General features: G+C 63.3%; 21 protein-coding genes. 14 read left to right on the top strand and 7 right to left on the bottom strand.

Going from position 1 to position 20,844, the window contains the following annotated elements:
* Positions 1-33: 33 nt before the first annotated feature.
* From ispD to thpR, 3 genes are read left to right on the top strand one after another with little or no spacing between them, the layout of a single operon-like run.
* On the top strand, positions 34-720 hold the full coding sequence (ispD, locus tag KI613_RS10300) for a 2-C-methyl-D-erythritol 4-phosphate cytidylyltransferase (protein ID WP_226405485.1): 687 nt from the start codon (positions 34-36) through the stop codon (positions 718-720).
* Complete coding sequence (ispF, locus tag KI613_RS10305) at positions 717-1,199, top strand: 2-C-methyl-D-erythritol 2,4-cyclodiphosphate synthase (RefSeq protein WP_226405486.1); 483 nt, start codon at positions 717-719, stop codon at positions 1,197-1,199. The genes ispD and ispF overlap by 4 nt, the downstream gene beginning before the upstream one ends.
* Positions 1,189-1,785, top strand: coding sequence for an RNA 2',3'-cyclic phosphodiesterase (gene thpR / locus KI613_RS10310; RefSeq protein ID WP_226405488.1), 597 nt, complete (start codon positions 1,189-1,191; stop codon positions 1,783-1,785). The genes ispF and thpR overlap by 11 nt, the downstream gene beginning before the upstream one ends.
* Here thpR and KI613_RS10315 read toward each other — a convergent pair.
* Positions 1,775-3,073 carry an ATP-binding protein gene (locus tag KI613_RS10315; protein WP_226405490.1) on the bottom strand — a complete coding sequence of 433 codons (1,299 nt, stop codon included), beginning with the start codon at positions 3,071-3,073 and terminating at the stop codon, positions 1,775-1,777. The genes thpR and KI613_RS10315 overlap by 11 nt on opposite strands.
* 11 nt (positions 3,074-3,084) lie before the next feature.
* The gene (gene ompR, locus KI613_RS10320) at positions 3,085-3,813 is read right to left on the bottom strand and encodes an osmolarity response regulator transcription factor OmpR (protein WP_226405492.1); all 729 of its coding nucleotides are present in this window, start codon (positions 3,811-3,813) and stop codon (positions 3,085-3,087) included.
* A 159-nt stretch (positions 3,814-3,972) separates the two neighbouring features.
* Here ompR and KI613_RS10325 point away from each other — a divergent pair, with 159 nt between their 5' ends.
* Genes KI613_RS10325 through KI613_RS10340 form a run of 4 tightly spaced genes read left to right on the top strand, consistent with a single transcriptional unit; the run spans position 3,973 to position 6,282 of the window.
* On the top strand, positions 3,973-4,296 hold the full coding sequence (locus KI613_RS10325) for a type 2 periplasmic-binding domain-containing protein (RefSeq protein ID WP_226405494.1): 324 nt from the start codon (positions 3,973-3,975) through the stop codon (positions 4,294-4,296).
* A gap of 38 nt (positions 4,297-4,334) precedes the next feature.
* Positions 4,335-5,024 carry a tRNA (adenosine(37)-N6)-threonylcarbamoyltransferase complex dimerization subunit type 1 TsaB gene (gene tsaB / locus KI613_RS10330; protein ID WP_226405496.1) on the top strand — a complete coding sequence of 230 codons (690 nt, stop codon included), beginning with the start codon at positions 4,335-4,337 and terminating at the stop codon, positions 5,022-5,024.
* Positions 5,021-5,482: a ribosomal protein S18-alanine N-acetyltransferase gene (gene rimI / locus KI613_RS10335; RefSeq protein WP_226405498.1), complete on the top strand. Its 462-nt coding sequence runs from the start codon at positions 5,021-5,023 to the stop codon at positions 5,480-5,482. The genes tsaB and rimI overlap by 4 nt, the downstream gene beginning before the upstream one ends.
* Complete coding sequence (locus KI613_RS10340; RefSeq protein ID WP_226405500.1) at positions 5,479-6,282, top strand: uracil-DNA glycosylase; 804 nt, start codon at positions 5,479-5,481, stop codon at positions 6,280-6,282. The genes rimI and KI613_RS10340 overlap by 4 nt, the downstream gene beginning before the upstream one ends.
* Before the next feature lie 61 nt (positions 6,283-6,343).
* Here the strand turns inward: KI613_RS10340 and lplT are convergent, their stop codons facing one another.
* The gene (gene lplT / locus KI613_RS10345; RefSeq protein WP_226405502.1) at positions 6,344-7,609 is read right to left on the bottom strand and encodes a lysophospholipid transporter LplT; all 1,266 of its coding nucleotides are present in this window, start codon (positions 7,607-7,609) and stop codon (positions 6,344-6,346) included.
* A 290-nt stretch (positions 7,610-7,899) separates the two neighbouring features.
* Between lplT and KI613_RS10350 the strand changes: the two genes are divergently transcribed.
* Genes KI613_RS10350 through KI613_RS10370 form a run of 5 tightly spaced genes read left to right on the top strand, consistent with a single transcriptional unit; the run spans position 7,900 to position 15,873 of the window.
* Entirely contained in the window at positions 7,900-8,802 is a 903-nt protein-coding gene (locus KI613_RS10350) for a LysR family transcriptional regulator (RefSeq protein ID WP_226405504.1), read from the top strand.
* On the top strand, positions 8,799-9,911 hold the full coding sequence (alr, locus tag KI613_RS10355; RefSeq protein WP_226405506.1) for an alanine racemase: 1,113 nt from the start codon (positions 8,799-8,801) through the stop codon (positions 9,909-9,911). The genes KI613_RS10350 and alr overlap by 4 nt, the downstream gene beginning before the upstream one ends.
* Positions 9,911-11,272, top strand: a complete 1,362-nt coding sequence (gene radA / locus KI613_RS10360; protein ID WP_226405507.1) for a DNA repair protein RadA — start codon at positions 9,911-9,913, stop codon at positions 11,270-11,272. Before alr ends, radA begins: the two co-directional genes overlap by 1 nt.
* Before the next feature lie 27 nt (positions 11,273-11,299).
* Positions 11,300-13,387 carry a putative bifunctional diguanylate cyclase/phosphodiesterase gene (locus KI613_RS10365; protein ID WP_226405509.1) on the top strand — a complete coding sequence of 696 codons (2,088 nt, stop codon included), beginning with the start codon at positions 11,300-11,302 and terminating at the stop codon, positions 13,385-13,387.
* Entirely contained in the window at positions 13,384-15,873 is a 2,490-nt protein-coding gene (locus KI613_RS10370; protein WP_226405511.1) for an ABC transporter permease, read from the top strand. Before KI613_RS10365 ends, KI613_RS10370 begins: the two co-directional genes overlap by 4 nt.
* Here the strand turns inward: KI613_RS10370 and KI613_RS10375 are convergent.
* Positions 15,870-16,268, bottom strand: a complete 399-nt coding sequence (locus KI613_RS10375) for an ATP-binding protein (protein ID WP_226405513.1) — start codon at positions 16,266-16,268, stop codon at positions 15,870-15,872. The genes KI613_RS10370 and KI613_RS10375 overlap by 4 nt on opposite strands.
* Before the next feature lie 21 nt (positions 16,269-16,289).
* Between KI613_RS10375 and KI613_RS10380 the strand changes: the two genes are divergently transcribed.
* Positions 16,290-16,748, top strand: coding sequence for a FecR family protein (locus tag KI613_RS10380; protein ID WP_226405514.1), 459 nt, complete (start codon positions 16,290-16,292; stop codon positions 16,746-16,748).
* Positions 16,741-17,328 (top strand): OmpA family protein, encoded by a 588-nt coding sequence (locus KI613_RS10385; RefSeq protein WP_226405515.1) that lies wholly within the window; start codon positions 16,741-16,743, stop codon positions 17,326-17,328. The genes KI613_RS10380 and KI613_RS10385 overlap by 8 nt, the downstream gene beginning before the upstream one ends.
* Here the strand turns inward: KI613_RS10385 and KI613_RS10390 are convergent.
* The 3 genes from KI613_RS10390 to KI613_RS10400 are packed head-to-tail and all read right to left on the bottom strand — an operon-like array spanning position 17,315 to position 20,744.
* On the bottom strand, positions 17,315-19,408 hold the full coding sequence (locus KI613_RS10390) for a CHASE2 domain-containing protein (RefSeq protein ID WP_226405516.1): 2,094 nt from the start codon (positions 19,406-19,408) through the stop codon (positions 17,315-17,317). The two genes, KI613_RS10385 and KI613_RS10390, sit on opposite strands and share 14 nt — an antisense overlap.
* A 26-nt stretch (positions 19,409-19,434) precedes the next feature.
* A complete protein-coding gene (locus tag KI613_RS10395; RefSeq protein ID WP_226405517.1) occupies positions 19,435-20,397 on the bottom strand; it encodes an MBL fold metallo-hydrolase in 963 nt (320 codons plus the stop codon).
* On the bottom strand, positions 20,394-20,744 hold the full coding sequence (locus tag KI613_RS10400) for an STAS domain-containing protein (protein WP_226405518.1): 351 nt from the start codon (positions 20,742-20,744) through the stop codon (positions 20,394-20,396). The genes KI613_RS10395 and KI613_RS10400 overlap by 4 nt, the downstream gene beginning before the upstream one ends.
* Positions 20,745-20,844 lie beyond the last annotated feature (100 nt).

Here is a 20,844-nt window from a genome sequence, read left to right on the forward strand (position 1 = left end):
TCTTTTGCGATGGTTCTTAAGTAAAATTAAGCCATGCCACGCCATTACGCAATCGTTCCCGCTGCCGGCAGCGGTTCCCGCTTCGGTAGCGAGAAGCCCAAACAGTACCTCGACCTGCTCGGTCGCCCGCTGATTTTCCACACCTTGAAGGCTTTGACCGCTTGTCCGGACATCGAACGGGTGTGGGTCGTGCTGGCTCCGGATGACCCGTGGTGGCCGCGCTTCGACTGGAGCGAACTCGGTCCCAAGCTCGAAACCGTACGCTGTGGCGGGGCGACGCGGGCGGCAAGCGTGAGCAACGGCTTGCGCGCGGCGGCCATGGTCGCGGCCGACGACGACTGGATCCTCGTGCACGACGCGGCGCGGCCCTGCCTGTCGGCGGCCATGCTCGATGCGCTGTTTGCCGAGCTGGCCGACGATCCGGTCGGCGGCATCCTCGCCGTGCCGGTCGCCGACACCATCAAGCGGGCCGATGCCGAACAGCGTGTCGCCGCCACCGAGCCGCGCGACGGTTTGTGGCAGGCGCAGACGCCGCAGATGTTTCGCTACGGTCAACTGGAAAAATCGCTCAAAAATGAAATGGCCGTCACCGACGAAGCCGGCGCCATCGAGGCCATGGGCCTCCAGCCGAAGCTGGTGCGCGGCGATGCGACCAATCTGAAAGTCACCTATCCGGCCGACCTCGCCTTGGCCGCGATGATCTTGAGGGCACGCAAATGAATTTCCGCGTCGGGCAAGGCTACGATGTGCACCAGCTGGTCGAGGGCCGCAAGCTGATTCTCGGCGGCGTTGAAATCCCGCATACGACCGGGCTGCTCGGCCATTCCGATGCCGATGCACTGCTCCACGCCATCACCGACGCGCTGCTCGGCGCCGTCGGGCTCGGCGACATCGGCCGCCATTTTCCCGATACCGATCCGCGCTACAAGGGTGCCGACAGCCGCGTCCTCCTCCGTGCTGCCGTCGCCCTGCTGGCCGAACGCGGCTGGCGGCCGGTCAATGTCGATGCGACGCTGATCGCCCAGCAACCCAAGCTCGCCCCGCACGCTGCCGCGATGGTCGCCAACGTCGCCGCCGACCTCGGCATTGAGGCCGACTGCGTCAATATCAAGGGCAAGACCAACGAGCGCCTCGGCTATCTCGGCCGAGAGGAAGCCATCGAAGCGCAGGCCATCGCGCTGGTCGAACGTGTCGGCTGAGCGCCGAAACCAGAAGCAAGCCAAACCGGCCACGGCCAGAGTTTTCTTCGCGCTCTGGCCAGCGCCGGAAGTCGCCGAGCGCCTCGGCGACATCGCCCACGACAGTGCCCAGTCGTTCGGCGGCCGCGCCACCCGCCGCGAGACTATCCACCTGACGCTGGCATTCCTTGGCAACGTTCCGGAAGCGCGTCTGCCTGATCTGTCGATTGCCGCTGCCAGCGTTGGCGGCGAGCCATTTGCCATCAACGTCGACCAGCTCGGCTTCTGGTCGCACAACCATTTGCTGTGGGCTGGATGCAGGCTACCTTCGCCCGCGCTCGACGCGCTTTCCAGCCAGTTGCGCAAGGCCCTGGCGCGGGCCGGATTCAGGGTCGGCGGCGAGGGTCGCGATTTCGTCCCGCACATTACGCTGGTCCGCCGCGTACCGGAGGCTACTGCGCCGTCCGAACGCCGCCCGCTCCCATCGATTGAATCCTTCCCCTGGCGCAACGAACGTTTCGTGCTGGTTCGCTCGACGCTGTCGGCGCTCGGCTCGTCCTACCAGATCATTGACGAATTCCCGTTGACGGCAGGCTTCAGCGCCTGATCGGCAGGACCAGGCGAACGAGCAGGCCGCCGCCGGGGTTGGGCAGCAGATCGAGCCGTCCGTCGTGCAGTCTGGCAATGCGCTCGACGATGGCCAGTCCGAGCCCGGTGCCGGTGGTGTCGGTGCGGGCGCTCTCGAGCCGGGTGAAGGGGCGTTTCAGCCGCTCGATCTCGGTTGGCGGAATGCCGGGGCCGCGATCGCTGATTTCTACCTGAATTTCACCGTTGACCGCAGCAGCAGTCAGCGTGATTTGGCCGCCACCGTACTTGACGGCGTTGTCGATCAGGTTGGTGACGGCACGAGTGATCGCCTTCGGCCGCAGCACCGTTTCGGGCAGGGCTTGGATTGCCGTGGTCAGCTCGTGGCCAACACAGCGCTGGCGTTCGGCCAGGTCGGAGAGCAGGGCGCCAAGATCGGTCGCCACCCCAGCCTCGCCGGACTCCGTCCGGGCGTAATCCATAAACTGGGAAATCACCGCCTCCATCTGCTCGATGTCGGCCACCACCGCCTGACGGGCGCTGTCGGTGACACTCATTTCGGCCTCCAGACGCAATCGGGTCAGAGGGGTGCGCAGGTCGTGCGAGATGCCGGCCAGCACCTCCGATCTATCCTTTTCATGGCGTTCGAGATCGGCTGCCATGGTGTTGAAGGCAACGGCCAGCCGACTCAGTTCCTCGGCGCCATCCTCGGGCAGCGGCGCCGGCTTCTCGCCGCGACCGACCGTCTCGGCCGATTTCGCCATGGCCTTGAGCGGCCGGCTGATGCGCGAGGCGATCAGCCAGGCGACCGCCAGGGCCAGGACTACAGCGAGCAGACCCCAGGCCAGCCAGTGGCTGGCGAAGTCGCGGGCGGCACGGTCGCGGGGCAGGACCAGCCAGTATTCTTCATCATCGGCATCGTCGAGGCGGAAACTGACCCAGAAGCCGGAAACGCCATCGACGCTGGCGGCAATCCGCGTGTGCTCGCCCAGGCGACTTGTCAGCTCGCGCTGCAGGAGCCGGAAAAAGCGCGAATCGGGCATCGCCTCGATCTTGTCTTCCGGTTCGGCCGGCAGCAGACGAATGCCTTCGCGCGTCGAGAATTCGGTGAACAGACCGAGACGCTTGTCCGGCGCCGCGGCAAACAGCGAGGCGCGGATCAGGTTGACGGCAGACGCCGCCAGTTGGGCAGTTTCCCGTGCCCGTGGTTCGGCATCAATGTAGCGAAACAGGCTGAGCCAGCCCGCCGTGGTCAGCAGCACCAGCATGGCCAGCAGCAGAAAGGTGCGCGCCAGCAGCGTGCGCGGCATCAGCACCCGGACTATTCCTTGGCGGCGCCGTCCGGCACGAAGACGTAGCCGAAACCCCACACCGTCTGCAGGTAACGTGGCTGGGCCGGGTCGGCTTCGATGAGTTTGCGCAGGCGCGACACCTGGACGTCGATGGCGCGGTCGAAGGGCCCTTGTTCGCGGCCGCGGGCCAGGGTCATCAGCTTGTCGCGCGACAGCGGCTGGCGTGGATGCTGGAGCAGCACCTTGAGGACAGCGAATTCGCCGGTGGTCAGGGATTGCAGTTCATCGCCGCGGGTCAACGTGCGGGCGGCGAGATCGACTTCGATGTTGCCGAAGGTGATCTTTTCCTGGTCGTCTTCAGGCGCACCGGGCGGGCGGCTGCCCTGGCGGCGCAGAACGGCGTGAATGCGGGCGAGCAGTTCGCGCGGGTTGAAGGGTTTGGGCAGGTAGTCGTCGGCGCCCATTTCGAGGCCGACGATGCGGTCGATCTCGTCGCCCTTGGCGGTCAGCATGATGATCGGCGTCCGGTCTCCCTGGCCGCGCAGGCGGCGGCAGATGGTCAGGCCATCTTCACCGGGCATCATGAGGTCGAGGACGATCAGATGGAAATGGTCGCGGGCACGCAGTTTGTCCATCTGCTGGCCGTCGGCGGCAGCCTTGACCTCGAAGCCCTGCTCGCCGAGGTAGCGTGTGAGCAGGTCGCGCAGGCGGGCGTCGTCATCGACGACAAGGATATGTTGGTGTTGTTGTTCGTTCATGCTGGCAAGGATAAGGGCGGACAGTGAATGGAACCCGGCAAATGGTAACAAGCTTTTACCGGGGCGGGCCGGGAAACATATTCTTACATTTCGAAGTGCTAGTACGGGGCCGGCAGATGGACAATGGTGACATCTGAAACTCCTGTCCTGCCGCCTGCCATGAAACGCCTTTTCGCCCTTTCCATGTTGCTGCTGAGCCTCCTTGGCTCGGCTGGTGGCGTCTGGGCGCAGCAAGGCTACTGGCGCGATCTGCCGCCGGACGAGCGGCGCCAGTTGCGCCAGCAGATGCGCGAACACTGGCAGCAGGAACGGGAAATTCGCCGCGAGGAAGGTGCACCGCGCTGGCGCGATGTGCCTCCGGAAGACCGCCGCCGTCTGCGCGACGAAATGCGCGAGCAGCGCGCCTGGCAGGAGCGTGAGCAACGCGGTTGGGGCGAGCAACGCGAACGGCGTGGTAACGGTCGAGGCTGGCGCCGAGATTGAGTCCCGAGTGGGCCGCGCCTCCGGTAAAATGCCGGCCCATGCTGATCCTTGCTCTCGAAACCTCAACTGAACTTGGCTCCTGCGCGCTTTGGCGCGATGGCGTGGTGGCCGAACGCATCTGCCCGACGGGCAAGTCTCATTCCGAAACTCTGTTGCCGCTGGTCCGCGAACTGCTGGCCGAAGCTGGCCTGAAGGTCGGGCAACTCGATGCGATCGCCTTCGGTGTCGGCCCCGGCGCCTTTACCGGTTTACGCGTTGCTTGTGGCGCGGCGCAGGGGCTGGCGGTGGCGACCAATCGGCCGCTGATCCCGGTGACCAGTCTCGAAACGATGGCGGCACTGGCCGGCGCCGAGCGCGTGCTGGCGCTGCTCGATGCGCGGATGGGCGAGGTGTATTCGGGAAGCTATCAACTGATCGACGGGGCTTATCGCCTGCTTGGCGATATTCGCGTTTCGGCGCCGGATGCCGTCGCCCTGCCCGCCGAGCCGGGCTGGGTCGCCTGCGGCAATGCCATTGCTGCTTACCCGGCTCTGGCTGAGCGCCTGAGCGCCGCCGGTATTGCCACGCAAGCTGACATCTTGCCGAGTGCTGCGGCCGTAGCCCGACTGGCGGCACCGCGCGTTACCCGGGGCGAAAGCATCGATGCCGCGCTGGCCGTGCCGCTTTACATTCGCGACAAGGTCGCCAAGACGGTGGCCGAACGACTCAGCGAAGGCGGGCGGGCTTGAGCGCCTTGAGCATTCCGGCGGAGTTTTTCCCGATGAACGAGCGCGACCTCGATGCGGTGGCGGCGCTCGAAGCTACCCTGCAAACCTTTCCGTGGTCGCGCGGCAATTTCGCCGATTCGTTGACGGCCGGCTATAGCGTCTGGGTGCTGCGCGTCGGTGGTGAGCTGATTGGTTTTTCGGTGGTCATGCGCGTCATTGACGAAGCGCATCTGCTCACCATCGGCATCTGCAAGCGTTACCAGGGGCAGGGCTACGGCGCGCGGATGCTGCGCCATGCCATGGAGTGCGCCCGACTGGGGGGCGCGAGCAAACTGTTTCTCGAAGTCCGGCCTTCCAACGAGCGGGCCGTCGAGCTTTATCGCCACTTCGGATTTCGCCAGATCGGCCTGCGCAAAGGCTATTATCCGGCGGTGATCGGGCGCGAGGATGCGCTGATTTTTGACAAGGAATTGGCATGAGTCTTAGCCGCGAGCAGATGCTGGTCGAGATGGGCATTACGCCGATCTGGGTGTTGCGCGATACGGCGCCAGGCGCGCCGGCAGTCGAGGTGCGCGAGGAGGCCGTGGCCGAACCGGAAGCCCGAATCCCGGCACCGGTACAGACTCCTGCCGTAGCGCCCGAACCCGCCCCGGTAGCCAGACCGGCGTCCGATGTTGCGCGGCGCCCGATGACGCCGGTCGATACGCTGAACTGGCCGGAATTGGCCAAACAGGTAGCCGACTGCCGCGCCTGCCCGCTTTGTGAGCAACGCAAACAGGCCGTGCTCGGTGTCGGCGATCTCAATCCGGACTGGCTGTTCATCGGCGAAGGGCCGGGGGCCGAGGAGGACGTCAAGGGCGAACCGTTCGTCGGCCAGGCCGGCAAGCTGCTCGACGCCATGCTGGCCTCGCTCGATATCGCGCGCGGCAACCGGGTGTATATCGCCAACGCGGTCAAATGCCGGCCTCCCGGCAACCGGACGCCGGAAGCGGCCGAAATGGCCGCCTGCTGGCCGTATCTGGAACGGCAGATCGCGCTCCTCAAGCCGAAGATCATTGTGCTGCTCGGTAAGGCGGCCGTCCATGCCGTGCTGCACGACGACAAGTCGCTGGCCTCGCTGCGCGGCAAGCGTTACGAGTACGCGGGGATTCCGCTGGTGGTGAGCTACCACCCGGCCTATCTGTTACGCAATTTGCCGGACAAGGCGAAGGCCTGGGAAGACCTGCTCTTCGCTCGCCGCTTGCTGCGCGAAGCGGCGGCGCCCGAACTGCCGTTTTAGGCGCTCGAAGCAGATTTCATTTTTGACTGTTTTTCCCGGTTAACCGTGGGAACGGCGGAACTTAATGGTGGGCCGAGTCGTCCAGATGCTGGACATCGTCCTGTTGCGCCTGGTTGGCGAGATGGCGCAGCCGGATGACGTACATCAGGCCGCTGACAAATAGCCCGAACAGGGTGACCACCCAGTAGATCGACAGATCCATCTTGACCATCAGGTAGTACAGCCCGGTCATGATCAGGATCGAGATGTTTTCGTTGAAGTTCTGCACGGCGATCGAGTGGCCGGCGCCCATCAGGATGTGGCCGCGGTGCTGGAGCAGGGCGTTCATCGGCACGACGAAGAAGCCGGACAGGCCACCGATCAGGATGAGCAGCGGCACGGCCAGCCATATTTCATGAACGAAGTTCATGATCAGCACGATGAGGCCCATGGCGATGCCGAGCGGGATGACGCGAACCGATTTGCGCAGCGTGATGAACTTGGCGGCGGCGATGGCACCAATGGCGACACCGACAGCAACCACGCCCTGCAGCATCGAGGCTTTGGACAGACCGAGGCCGAGGGCGGTTTCCGACCATTTAATGACGATGAATTGCAGCGTTGCGCCAGCGCCCCAGAACAACGTGGTGACGGCCAGCGAAATCTGGCCGAGACGGTCGCGCCAGAGCAGCGACAGGCAGTGATTGAATTCGTGGATCAGGAAGATCGGGTTCTTTTTGAGCGCCTTGTGGTCGACACCGGTGTCGGGGATGTAGAGATTGAACACGGCGGCGAGAATGTAGAGCACGGCAACCACCGACAGCGCCATTTCGCCGATGCTGTCGACGCCGGTGTTGATGATCGGGAAATCGAAGGCGAGCAGGTGCTGGGCGATTTCCGGGCGGATCAGCGTGCCGCCGATGACGACGCCGAGGATGATGGCGCCGACCGTCAGGCCTTCGATCCAGCCGTTGGCGACGACGAGCAGGCGGTGCGGCAGGTATTCGGTCAGGATGCCGTACTTGGCCGGCGAGTAGGCGGCGGCGCCAAGGCCGACGACGGCATAGGCGAGCAGTGGATGGGCGCCGAAGAACATCATGCTGCAGCCGATGATCTTGATGCCGTTGCTGATCAGCATGACCCGGCCCTTGGGCATCGAGTCGGCGAAGGCGCCGACGAAGGCGGCGAGCACGACGTAGGAAACAGTGAAGAAGGTCTTGAGGAGGGGTTCGTATTCCGACGGCGCCTGCATCTCACGCAGCGCGGCGATGGCGGCAATCAGCAGGGCGTTGTCGGCCAGCGCGGAAAAAAATTGCGCGGCCATGATGATGTAGAAGCCGAACGGCACGAAATATTTGTCTCTTATATGACTTTGGGCGAGGTTTATACCACGCTGAGAATTCGGCGCAAGGCTTGCGCGATCGTCGCCGTTATGCATCGTTGCGCCAGCCCCGGTCAAATCATTCAAGCCTAGGTAGCGCCGGTTAAGGCTTGATGACAGACGGTCATTGTCGCATGCGCTGCCTTGATTTGCGGCTGTCACGGTCAACCGGAAATTTTGCCCAATAATTGATTTGGCCGCCGGAAGCGCGGCGGAATGTGATTGAATATCGGCCGCACCCCTCCAGGAGAGAAATCATGGCTGACCGGCGCTTGCAGGTCTTTCATGCCGTCGCAAAACATCTGAGCTTTACGCGGGCGGCCGACGCCTTGTTCATGACGCAGCCGGCCGTCACCTTCCAGATCAAGCAACTGGAAGAGCAGTACGGCACGCGTCTGTTCGAGCGGCGGCACGGCGGCATTTCGCTGACGCCGGCTGGCGAGATGGTGCTCTCCTACGCCGATAGAATCCTCGCGCTGTCCGATGAAATGGAGACGCGGCTGTCCGAAATGACCGGCGAAATGCGCGGCCCGCTGCTTGTCGGCGCCAGCACGACCATCGCCGAGTTCATGCTGCCGCGCGTCCTCGGCGAATTCAATGCGGCCTACCCGCAAGTACGGGCGCGGCTCATTGTCGCCAACTCCGAAAGCATCGAGAGCCGGGTGGCCGAACACACCCTCGATGTCGGGCTGATCGAGGTGCCGGCCAAGCTCGCCGGCCTGACCAGCCAGATTTGCTGCGAAGACGAATTGCAGGTCATCTGCGCGCCCGACTACCCGCTGGCCGGCATGACGTCGGTAACGCCGAAAGCGCTCGCCGAATATGAATACATCTCGCGTGAACCGGGCTCGGGGACGCGGGAAATCACCGATGCCTATTTCCTCGCCCACAAGGTGCCGCCAGGCAGCCTCAAGACGCAGATGGAACTGGGCAGTCCGGAATCGCTGAAAGGCGTCGCATCGACCGGCCTCGGTTTCGCCATCGTGCCGAAGGCTGTGGTCGCCAAAGAAATCCAGCTCGGCGAACTGGTCGCCATCCCGCTTGATCCGCCGCTCAAACGCAGCCTCTATCTGGTTTTCCAGAAAGATCGCTTCCAGTCGCGGCTGACTGGCACTTTTATTGAATTCACTCGAGTAAAACTGAAAGAAATGGCTTCATGAAAACCTCGCGTCCCATTCGTGCGCGCATCGCACCGGCGGCGATCCTCCACAACTACCGGCTGGCCAAAAGCCATGCCCTGCAAGCCAAAGCCTGGGCTGTCGTCAAGGCCAATGCCTACGGGCATGGTCAATGGCGCGCCGTCGAAGCGCTACGCGGCGAAGCCGACGGTTTTGCCCTGCTCGAATGCGAAAACGCCGTCGCCCTGCGCGAAGCCGGTGTCACCCAGCCCATCCTGTTGCTCGAAGGTGTGTTCAGCGCGCGCGATGTGCGGGCTGTCATCGAACATCGGCTGACCTGCGTCGTCCATTGCCTCGAACAACTCGAATTGCTCGTCCGGAATGGCCAGTTTACGGCACCCGTCTCGCTCTATCTGAAACTCAATACCGGCATGAACCGCCTAGGCTTTACGCCGGAAACGCTGAGCAAGGCCTGGGTAATCCTGCAGCAACTGCCGCAGATTGAAGTCACGCTGATGACCCATTTCGCCGAAGCCGATGGCGAGCGTGGCGTCAGTGAACAGCTTGAGCGCTTTCACCGAATGGCCGGCGACTGGTCTGGCCCGGTCTGCCTCGCCAACTCGGCGGCCATCCTGAGCCACCCGACAACGCACGGCGACTGGGTGCGGCCGGGCATCATGCTCTACGGCGCCAGCCCGTTTGACGGGGTCAGCGCCGGTTCGTTCGGTTTGCAGCCAGCGATGACACTGGAGAGCACCATCATCGGCGTGCAGGATCTGGTGGCCGGCGACCGTGTCGGTTACGGCGGCATCTTTACCGCCGACCGGCCGATGCGCATCGGCGTCGTGGCCTGCGGCTATGCCGACGGTTATCCGCGCCACGCGCCGAACGGCACGCCGATTGCCGTCATGGGCAAGCGCACGAAAACGGTCGGCCGGGTGTCGATGGACATGCTGGCCTGCGACCTCAGCGATATTCCCGAAGCCGGCATCGGCGCCCCGGTGACCTTGTGGGGCGAAGGCATTGCCGGCAGCGTGCCGGCCGATGAAGTCGCTACTGCCGCCGGCACCATCGCATACGAACTGTTCTGCGCCCTGGCGCCCCGCGTCCCGGTCAGCCTGGACGAGAATCCTGCGGTCAACCGGAAATAATGGCCAAAATCAAAACGATCTACAGTTGCACTGAATGCGGTGCGACCAGCCCGAAGTGGCAAGGCCAGTGCCCGGGTTGCAACGACTGGAACACGCTGGTCGAAACCGCCGCCGAAAAGGCGCCAACCAACAGCCGCTTCGAATCGCTGGCGCCCACGGCCAAATTGCAGAACCTGTCAGAAATCGAGGCGCGCGAAGTCGAGCGCATCGCCACCGGCGTCGGCGAATTCGACCGGGCGCTCGGTGGCGGGCTGGTCAATGGCGCTGTCGTGCTGATCGGCGGCGACCCCGGCATCGGCAAGAGCACGCTGCTCCTGCAGGCGCTGGCCCACCTCTCGCGCGACAACAAGGTGCTCTACGTCAGTGGCGAGGAATCCGGCGAACAGGTGGCCCTGCGCGCCCGCCGCCTTGGCCTCGATACCCGGCGCCTGCAACTGATGGCCGAAATCAACCTCGAACGCATCCTCGCTACGCTGCAGGCCGAAAAGCCGGTGGTGGCGGTCATCGACTCGATCCAGACGCTATGGTCCGATCAGCTTTCCAGCGCTCCCGGTTCGGTTGCCCAGGTCCGCGAATGCGCCGCACAATTGACCCGGCTGGCCAAGCAGGCCGGCATCACAGTCATCCTCGTTGGCCACGTGACGAAGGAGGGCGCTCTGGCCGGGCCGCGCGTGCTCGAACACATCGTCGATACGGTGCTCTATTTCGAAGGCGACACGCATTCGAGCTTCCGCCTCGTCCGGGCGGTCAAGAACCGCTTCGGCGCGGTCAACGAGATTGGCGTTTTTGCCATGACGGAAACCGGGCTCAAGGGAGTCAGCAATCCGTCGGCGCTATTCCTGTCGCAGCACGGGCAGGACGTCGCCGGCTCCTGCGTGATGGTGACGCAGGAGGGCACGCGGCCGCTGCTCGTTGAAATCCAGGCGCTGGTCGATACCTCGCACGGCAACCCGCGGCGGCTGACGGTCGGCCTCGATCCGCAACGGCTGGCCATGTTGCTGGCGGTTTTGCACCGCCATGCCGGCATCGTTTGCTTCGATCAGGACGTTTTCGTCAATGCGGTTGGTGGCGTCAAGATTACTGAACCGGCAGCCGATTTGGCGGTGTTGTTGTCGATAACATCATCGTTAAAAAACAAACCATTGCCATCGAAACTTATAGTGTTTGGTGAGGTTGGTCTGGCCGGTGAAATCCGCCCGGCACCGCGTGGCCAGGAGCGTTTGAAGGAAGCAGCCAAGCTCGGTTTCACCCGGGCGCTGATCCCCGAAGCGAACCGGCCCAAGCAGGCGATTCCCGGCATGGAAGTCATCTCTGTCAAACGCGTCGAGGAGGCGGTGGCGCGGATTCGCGAGATGGAATAAGCTGATCGGATAATCCTTTCGGCCTATATGTTCAATCTTTCGCGCTACTTCTCGACGGTCAGCTTCATTCTTATCGTGCTGGCGGCCGGCGTACTTGGGCCGCTCTACCAGAAGCTCTCGCTGCAGCAAATGCAGGATCTGGCCGAGGGGCGCAACGTTGCCATGGCGCAGGTCTTCCAGAATTCACTGCGTAATTCCCTCGATACGCTGATGAGCGACTCGGTCGGCCAGGACGTCAAATTTCTTACGCAATCCGAAGAGGCTCGTCGCCTTCACGCCAGCGTCCTTGAGCTGATGCGAGATACCTCTGTCGTTCGGGTCAAGATCTACAACCGCCTCGGCAGCACGGTGTTTTCGACCGATGCCCAGCAAATCGGCGAGAGCCGCCTCGACAACCCAGACTTCCGCGCGGCAATCAGCGGAGCAATTGCCAGCGAACTGGCGCACCGCGACAGCATGAGCAGCTTCGCCGGGACGTTGTCCGAGGTCGATATCCTGTCCAGCCATATCCCCATTCGCGCCAAGGACAATTCGATCGAGGGCGTTTTTGAGCTGTATCAGAACGTCACCCCCTTCGTTGCCCAGTTGCATCGCAACATGTGGCTGGTCACCGGCGGCGTGGCGCTCGTTTTTGCTGCGCTCTACTTCATGCAGTTTCTCGTTGTCCGGCGTGCCCAGGGCATCCTGGAGGATCAGGAAGGGCGTATAGCGGCCGCCCGCGATACGCTGGAAATCCAGGTCGCGGCCCGCACCGACGAGCTCAAGCGAACCAATACCCAGCTCGAAGGCGAGATCGTCGAGCGCCGGCAGGCGCAGAGCAAACTCAACTATCTCGCCTACCACGATCCGCTGACCGGGCTGTCCAACCGCCGCAGTTTCATCGAGCGGCTCGAAGAAAGCCTGCGCGAATCGGCCCGGCGCGGCGAGCGGCTGGCTGTGCTCTTCATCGATCTCGACCAGTTCAAGCAGGTCAATGATTCGCTCGGTCATGGCGTTGGCGACGAATTGCTGGTTTCGGTCGCGGCGCGACTGTCCGAGCATGTCCGCCTGATCGACATGCTGGCCCGGCTTGGCGGCGACGAGTTCATCTGCCTCATGGAAGGCGTGCGCAGCGAAGGCGATGTTGAAATCCTCGCCCGCGAGATCATTGGCGCCTTCGAATTCCCGTTCAAACTGGACGACCACGAGCTATTCCTGACGGCGTCGGTCGGTATCTGCCTTTCCCCCGGCGACGGCAGCAGCGTGCTCGATCTCATGCGCAATGCCGATACGGCGATGTATCGCGCCAAGGGGCTGGGGCGCGGCAATTTTCATTTTTATACGCCGGAAATGACGCGCGACGCCCAGGAACGTATCCGCATGGAAAACCTGCTGCGCCGGGCGCTCGACAACGGCGAACTGAGGGTACACCTGCAACCACAGATCGAAACGAAGAGCGGCCGGCTGGTCGGCGCCGAAGCGCTGGTCCGCTGGTATAGCCCGGAGCTTGGTCTGGTCATGCCGATGCGCTTCATCCCGCTGGCTGAGGATTCCGGCCTGATCGTCGGCCTCGGCAACTGGGTTCTGCGCGAAACCTGTCGCCTGGTCATGCAATGGCGCACGAGCGGCTTCGAATTGCCGCAGGTTTCGGTCAATCTGTCCGTCAAGCAACTCGAACGCCCCGAGTTCATTGAAGTGCTCAGCACCATCCTCGACGAAACCGGGATGGATGCCACCAGTCTCAAGCTTGAACTGACAGAATCGGTGGTCATGGCCGTCGGCGATGCCTTCGACCTGCTCGAACGCCTGCGCGATCTCGGCATCAGCCTGTCACTCGACGATTTCGGGACGGGCTATTCGTCGCTGAGCTATCTGAAAATGCTGCCGGTCCAGCAATTGAAAATCGACAAATCCTTCATCGACGGCATCGGCAAGAACTCGGGCGACGAGGCGATCATCAGGACGGTCATGGAGCTGGCGCGCAGCCTCGATTTCGAGGTGGTCGCCGAAGGCGTCGAGACGGTCGAGCAATCCGATTTCCTGGCCGCGCTCGGCTGCGAACAACTGCAGGGCCATCTACATGGAAAGGCCGTGGCGCCGGCGGAGTTCCGCGCCCGCTGGTCGGTTCCCCAGTGATCGCCGGACTCGCCTGGCGCACCCTCGGCCGCGAATTACGCTCCGGCGAACTGCGCCTGCTTTTCGCGGCGCTGGTCATCGCGGTTGCTGCCGTTACCGCCGTTGGCTTCTTTGCCGACCGGGTACGCCTGGCGTTTGAACGCGAGGCGCAGCAGATGATGGGTGGCGACCTCATCCTCATAGCCGATCACACCCTGCCTGCAGCCTATGCCGCCGAAGCCCGCCGGCGCGGACTCAAGCTGGCCGAAACGCTGATTTTCCCGAGCATGGTCATCGGCCCCGAGCAGGCCCAACTGGCCGATATCAAGGCCGTCAGCCCGGGCTACCCGTTACGCGGTAGGGTTGAAATCAGCACAAAGGAAGATCAGGCTGGCGCACCCGCTGAAGGTGGCCCGGCACCGGGCACGGTCTGGCTGGACGAACGACTGTCGGCGGCCCTGCAGGTTGCACCCGGTGGATCGGTGACGGTCGGCGCCCAAAGCTTGAAGGTCGCCGCCATCCTGACCCGCGAGCCGGATCGCGGCGTTAATTTCTTCAGCTTGGCACCACGGCTCATGATGCATGTCGACGACCTGCCGGCGACCGGCCTGATCCAGCCCGGCGCGCGCATCCGCTACAGCCTGCTGACGGCCGGCGAGGCAAAGGCCATCGCCGGCTATCAGGCCTGGCTGATGCAGCGCCTGGAACGGGGCGAACGACTTGAAGACACGCGCAATGCCCGGCCGGAAATCCGCGGCGCGCTGGATAGAGCCGAGCGGTTTTTGGGCCTTTCAACGGTGTTGACCGTGGTATTGGCCGCCGTTGCCGCGGCGATGGCGGCGCGGCGCTACATGCAACGCCATCTCGATGCCTGTGCCGTCATGCGCTGTCTGGGCATGACCCAGGGTGGGCTGCTTCGCCTGCATGGCTGGCTGTTTCTCTGGCTGGCCTTGCTCGCAGCTGTTGTTGGCAGCATCGTCGGTTTTGCCGCGCATTTCGTGCTGATTCACTGGCTGTCCGCCTTGCTCGTGCTCGACTTGCCGGCCCCGGGCTGGTTGCCTCTGGTCGGTGGACTGGGCGTTGCCGGCGTGCTGCTCTTCGGATTCGCATTTCCGCCGCTCATGCAGCTGGCCAGCGTGCCGACCCTGCGCGTCATGCGTCGCGAACTTGGGCCGCCGCAGGCTTCATCGCTCGGTGGCTACGCGCTTGGTCTCGTCCTGCTTGCCGGGCTGATCATCTGGGTGGCCGGCGATGTCCGGCTCGGCGCCTATGCCGTCGGTGGCTTCGTCGTCGCCCTTGGCAGCTTCTGGGCCATCGCCCGGCTGATCATCGCCGCCATCGCCCGCCTGCGTGGCGGGGCAGGTTTTGGCTGGCGTCAGGGGCTGGCCAGCCTGACCCGGCACGCGTCGTCGAGCGCGGTACAAATTGTCGCGCTGGCCATCGGCTTGATGGCGATGCTCTTGCTGACGGTGATTCGGGCCGAGTTGCTCGATGCCTGGCAACAGTCGGTGCCGGCCGATGCGCCCAATCGTTTCGTCATCAATATCCAGCCCGACCAGCGCCAGCCGGTGGCCGACATGCTGCGCGCCAGCGGCATCGAGGCTGAACTGCTGCCGATGATTCGTGGCCGCCTGGTCAGGATTGCCGGCAAGGAAGTCAGCCCGGCCAGCTTCCCGGAGGATGAACGCGCCCAGCGTCTGATCGAACGCGAATTCAACTTGTCGTGGCGCAGCGATCTGCCGGCCGGCAACCGGGTTACGGCCGGCCGCTGGTTCGCGCCGGAAGACAGCGGACAGGGGCTGGCCTCGGTCGAGGAAGGGCTGGCCAAGACGCTGGGCATCGCACTCGGTGACGAGCTGGTGTTCATGGTCGCCGGCGTAGAAAAAAGCGTGAAGACGAGCAACCTGCGCAAACTTTCCTGGGATTCGATGCGCGTCAATTTCTTCGTCCTGACGCCGCCCGGCGTCATCGAAGACGCGCCGGCCAGTTACATCACCAGCTTCCATTTGCCGGCCGAGCGGGCCGATGCTGCTTCCGAATTGGTCCGGCGTTTTCCCGGGCTGACCATGATCGATGTCGGTGCCATTCTGCGCCAGTTGCAGGCTGTCATTGGCCAGGTGGCCGGCGCCGTGCAGTTCGTTTTCGTGTTCGCCTTGCTGGCCGGTGGCATTGTTTTGTATTCGGCCTTGCTGACCAGCTTCGACGAGCGGCGCTATGAACTGGCCGTGATGCGCTCGCTCGGTGCCCAACGGGCGCAATTGCGCCAGGCCATGCTGGTTGAGCTGGGCGTCATCGGCAGCGTCGCCGGACTGATGGCGGCCATCGGCGCCATGCTGCTCGGGCGCATTGTCGGCCAGCAGGCGTTTCAGCTGGATTTGTCGTTCGGTCTCTGGTTGCCGGCGCTATCGACTGTTGGCGGTGGCTTTCTGGCGGTGCTTATCGGCTGGTTGGCGGTTCGCCAGTTGCTCGCCACGCCGCCCTTGCTGGCCTTGCGCAACGGCGCCTAAAACTCGATTTCGGTGATGTTGCGCTGGCCCAGCCGCTGGTAGCGGATGGCCTTGCACATGCCGTGGATCAACCCGAGACCCTGGCCGCCGACTTCCACGGTCAACCGGAAATTTTGCCCAATTTGAGAATTGTCGAAAGGCGGCGCATCGTCTTCGTAACGCAGGGTCAGGATGCCGTCGTTGCGGCCAAGGGCGAGGTTAATCTTGTGCTCACCATCACCCTGATGGCCGTGGGCGATGGTGTTGGTGAACAGCTCTTCGATGACCAGTTGCAGGCGCAGCGAATCGTCGGTGGAAACGCCCAGGCCGGCTGCCAAGTCAGCGATGCTGGCCATCAGCCCGGGAAGCTCGTCATAGCGCGCGTTGACGGAAATGTCCGTAAAATGTGCAGTCATCGATTTATCAAGGTTTTCGCCATGATTAAAGCACATCGGGCTGCGCTTTGTGCGCTGCTCGCCCTGTTGTCCGGCTCATCCGCCTTTGCCGCCGATCCGGCCGGCATGGTCAAGGTCGCCAAGGGGCAGGTCAGTATCGAACGCGACGGCAAGAGGCAGCCAGCCACTGTCGGAAGCCTGATCGAAGTCGCCGACCGCGTGCGCACTGGCGCCGATGGTTCGGTTGGCGTCACGCTGCGCGACAACACACTGTTGTCGGCCGGGCCGAATTCGCTGATCGTCATCGACAAGTTCGCTTTCGACAACGCGACCCAGGACGGCAATATGTCGATCCGCATCCGCAAGGGAACGCTGTCCGTCGCCTCGGGCAAGATCGCCAAGCGGACGCCGGAATCGGTCGACTTCCATACGCCGACCTCGGTCCTTGGCGTGCGTGGTACCGAGTTCGTCATTGAGGTCGAAGGTGATCGCGATGAATAAGCCGACTATTTCCGTGGCGTTTGCTGCATTCCTGGTGCTGGCTGGTTGTGCCAGTGAGCGCATCGTGCTGCTGCCTGCAGCCGATGGTCGGCCCAGCGCCGTTGTCGTCCGCGATGCGGGTGGTGAAATCCGGCTCGACAAACCCTATGCAGCGGCCAAGCGGAGCGTAGGTGCCAACAGCGCCTACCAGTCCTCAGCGGAGGAGGTCACTGAGCGCTTCGCCCAGGCGCTGGGCGCGCAACCGCCACGGCCGAGCAGCTACGTGCTCTATTTTGAAGCCGGCGGCAATGTCCTGACGCCGGAATCGCAGGCAGCGCTGGCCAATATCCGCAAGGAAATCGCCGAGCGTCCGGCCTCCGAAGTCATGGTCATCGGCCATACCGACCGTGTCGGTAGCGTCGACGGCAACGACAAGTTGTCCAAGAAGCGCGCTGAAAGCCTGCGCGATTTGCTGATTGAATCCGGGGTTGCTGCCGACAAGATGGAAGCTGTCGGTCGCGGCGAACGTGATCCGCTGGTGCCGACCGACGATGAGGTCGACGAACCGAAAAACCGGCGTGTTGAAATCAGCGTTCGCTAACCTGGTCGTGCCACTGCAGCAATAGCAAGGTCAGGTCATCCGCCGGTGGGTGACCTGCCTCGAAGTGGCGCACAGCGTCACGAAGCGTCGTAGCAACGGCTTGCAGCCCGTCTCGACCTGAGCCGAGAATCGCCGATTGCAGGCGCGAAAGTCCGAACATGTTTGAACCATTGCTGGCCTCGGTAACCCCATCGGTAAACAGGCAAATCCGGTCGTCTGGCTGCAGTTGCAAGTGGTCCGCAACGTAGGGATAGTCGCCAATGGCGCAGAGTGGCGGGCCGGCCGTCGTTGCGGTATCGATACGCGTCAGTTGGCCATCGCGCAGCAGAATTGGCGCATCGTGGCCGGCGCAAACGTATTCCATATCGCCTGAGGCCAGATCCAGCACGGCGATGAAGGCAGTGACGAACAGATACTCGGCATTTTCGCGATTGAGCTCGCATTCCAGTTCGCGCACGGCAAGGCCGAGGTCAGCCTGGCGCCGCGTCAGCACACCGGTCAGCGTTTTCGAGATGGCCATGAACAAACTTGCCGGCAAGCCCTTGCCGGAAACATCGCCGATAGCCACGCAGAGGCGTTGGTCGTCGAGCATGAAACAGTCGTAGTAGTCGCCACCGACGGCTTGGGCCGGCTCGAGGAGGGCGGCGATGGAAAATCGCCGCTCATCGGCAAAGAGCGTCGCCGGGTCTGGCAACAGGCCCATCTGGATGCGCCGGGCGGCGTCGAGTTCGCCGGCAACCCGGGCCGCCTCTTCGCGGCTGTACTGTAGTTGCGACTCGGCATTGCGCCGCCGACGGTCAGCAGCAACCAGCGTGTTGCCCAGCAGCAGAATGAATACCGGACCAAGCAGCAGCACCTGGGAAACCCCATCGAACAACCAAAGCCCGAGGAAAAAGGCGAGGTAGCCACCGGCGACCAGCAGCAGGCTCATGGCGGTAAAGCTGATTACCGCGTAACGCGGCCGGAGCACCGGGATGGTCGCAATGAGCAGCAGGCCGCCAAGCAGCAGCGTGGCTGTTTCCAGATGCGACATCCAGCCCGGGCGCTGCAAGGCCTGGCTGCTGAGCAGGCTTTCGATGACCTGGGCGTGGATGTCGATGCCGGGCAGACTTTCGCCGAGCGGCGTGATGATCCGGTCCTGCAGCCCGGTGCTGTTGAAACCGATGATGACGAAACGGTCGTCGAAGATTTCCGGGGGATGCACGCCGGCCAGTACATCGGCGGCCGACAGGTAGTAGTTGGAGCTGGCGCGCCCGAAATGGAGCAGCACTTCGCCATTGGCCTGGGTGGATAGCCGATAGTCGCCGATGCGGATCGCCGTCATGCCCTGAGCCCCGCTTTCGGGAACGACGGCGCCGCCACCGAGCGCCAGACGTACCATTTCGAGGGGCAGCGAAAGGAAGGGCAACTGGTTGATGGCGGCTATCGTCGGCACGCGGCGCAGCACACCACGTTCGCTGTTCGCCTGCAGCAGGCTTGGGCTGGCGTTGATCAAGCCTTCGCCGGCAGCTGACTTTTCAATAAGCGGCCGGCTGGCCAGCGCCCCGGCGTATTGGGGTAGGTGTTGGTCAAGGCTGGCGCCCGGATTGAACTCCGGTAGTGGCCGGGCGGGTTGTGTCGAGCCGGGCAGGGCCTTGCTCAGGCCGACGACGGCGAGGGCGGTTGGATGGCCGCTCAAGGCGCTGGCCAGTTCCTGGTCGGGATCGGGCTGCGCGGCCAGCGCATCCGGCGGCAGGCCGGGCATCCGTGCCGAGAGGACCTCGGGGCTATAACGGTCGCGCTCGGCAAAAACGATATCGATGCCCAGCGCGAGGGGCTTGCCGGCTTGAATTTTGCGCACCAGTTGGGCCACCAGATCGCGTGACCAAGGCCACTGGCCGTGTTTTACCAGGCTCTGGCTATCGATGCCGACAACAATGACCGGCTCGCTGGTGCGCGCCCGTGGCATCTGGCGCTGATACTGGTCGAACAGGGCTTCGCGGACGCTGAGCAGTGGTGTGCGGTCGAGGTCATTCAGCACGAGCAGGCTGACCAACAGCGGTAGTAAGGGCAGCGCGCGGCCGCGGCCGGCCTGGATCACTGCAAGGAGCAGTCCGGCCCGGCGCCTCACAGGTCGATAGTCAGGCCGTCGTAGGCGGAAATGATCTCGAGCGGCGCCCGGCTGCCTCGGGTAATCTGCTCGAGCCGCCGCGTTTCGGCGACCAGACGGGAGAGCTGCTTGTCGTCATGGACCGGCTCGTGGTGGAACAGGGCCAAGCGCTTGACGGCAGCCGCCTGACAAAGCTCGACGCCGACGATGTTACTGGAATGCCCCCAGTCGGCCTTGACCGATACCGCCTCGGCCAGCGAATACATGGCATCGAAGATAACCAGGTCGGCCTTGCGGAAAAACTGGCTGAACTCGGCGTGTTCGCCCGGGTTTTCCAGCTTGTGCTCGGAGTCGGTCGAGTAGACGACCGTGCGATCCAGGCTTTCAAAGCGATACCCGTAGGAGTCGCCGGCGTGCATCTGTAGTTTGGGCGTTACGTTGATACCCGAGATATAACGCGGCTGATCCGGCACCATGATGTCGAACTCGATTTTCGCGCCGGCCATGGCGTAATCGACAGGGAAGTTGGGCGACTGCATCTGCAGGCGGACGGCCTGCTCGAGATCGGGATGGCAGCCATGGACGACGATGCGGTTGCCCGGGATGTACATGGGCGCGAAATACGGGAAGCCCATGAGGTGATCCCAGTGCAGATGGGAGATGAAGATATGGTAAGTCTGCGGATTGGGAACGCCGAAGCGGGCAATTTTTGCTTGGCCGAGCGGACGGGCACCGCTGCCCATGTCGCAAATAAAATGATCATTGCTGTCGCCGACGATCTCGACGCACGACGAATTGCCGCCAAAGGTGCCGGCTACTGAAAAGGGCAGATTATCGACGAATTCGTCGAGGGCAGTGCGGGTCTTGAAATTCTTGCCGTTGGCGGCAGTCAGGGCGGCAACAATTTTTTCCCGGACATCGCGGTGCGACAGCGAAACCGGCAGGGAACCGCGGGTTCCCCAAAAAACAACCTGGTTCATGATCCGAGAACCTTGCAGGCGGTTTCGACGCTCACATAGCACGGCACGATCAGGTTGAAGCGGCTGATGGCAAATACTTCCTGAACCATGGGCTGCAGTTCAGCAATGGCAAAGACGCCTTTTTGCGCCTTGGCGCGACGCGAGGCCATCATCAGGACGCGGAGACCGGCGCTGCTGATGTAATCGACTCCGGAAAAGTCGAGGAGGACGGATGGCTGGCCTTGGGCGCAACGATCAAGCAGGGGATCGAGCGCTTTTGTGAACTCTTCGCTCGTTATGTGGTCTATGCGTCCGCTGACGGAAACGATCAGGACACCGGCTTGTTCGCGGGTGGGAAGATTCATCATCGCGTAGGGGTAGAACTCTTAGACAAAGGGCAAGTATGCCATGCCCTTAGGCGCTCTCAGGTAAAATATTGCATGGATTCAAATCAGCAAAACACCCGCC

The sequence above is a fragment of the Ferribacterium limneticum genome, from assembly GCF_020510585.1.
GTDB lineage: Bacteria > Pseudomonadota > Gammaproteobacteria > Burkholderiales > Rhodocyclaceae > Azonexus.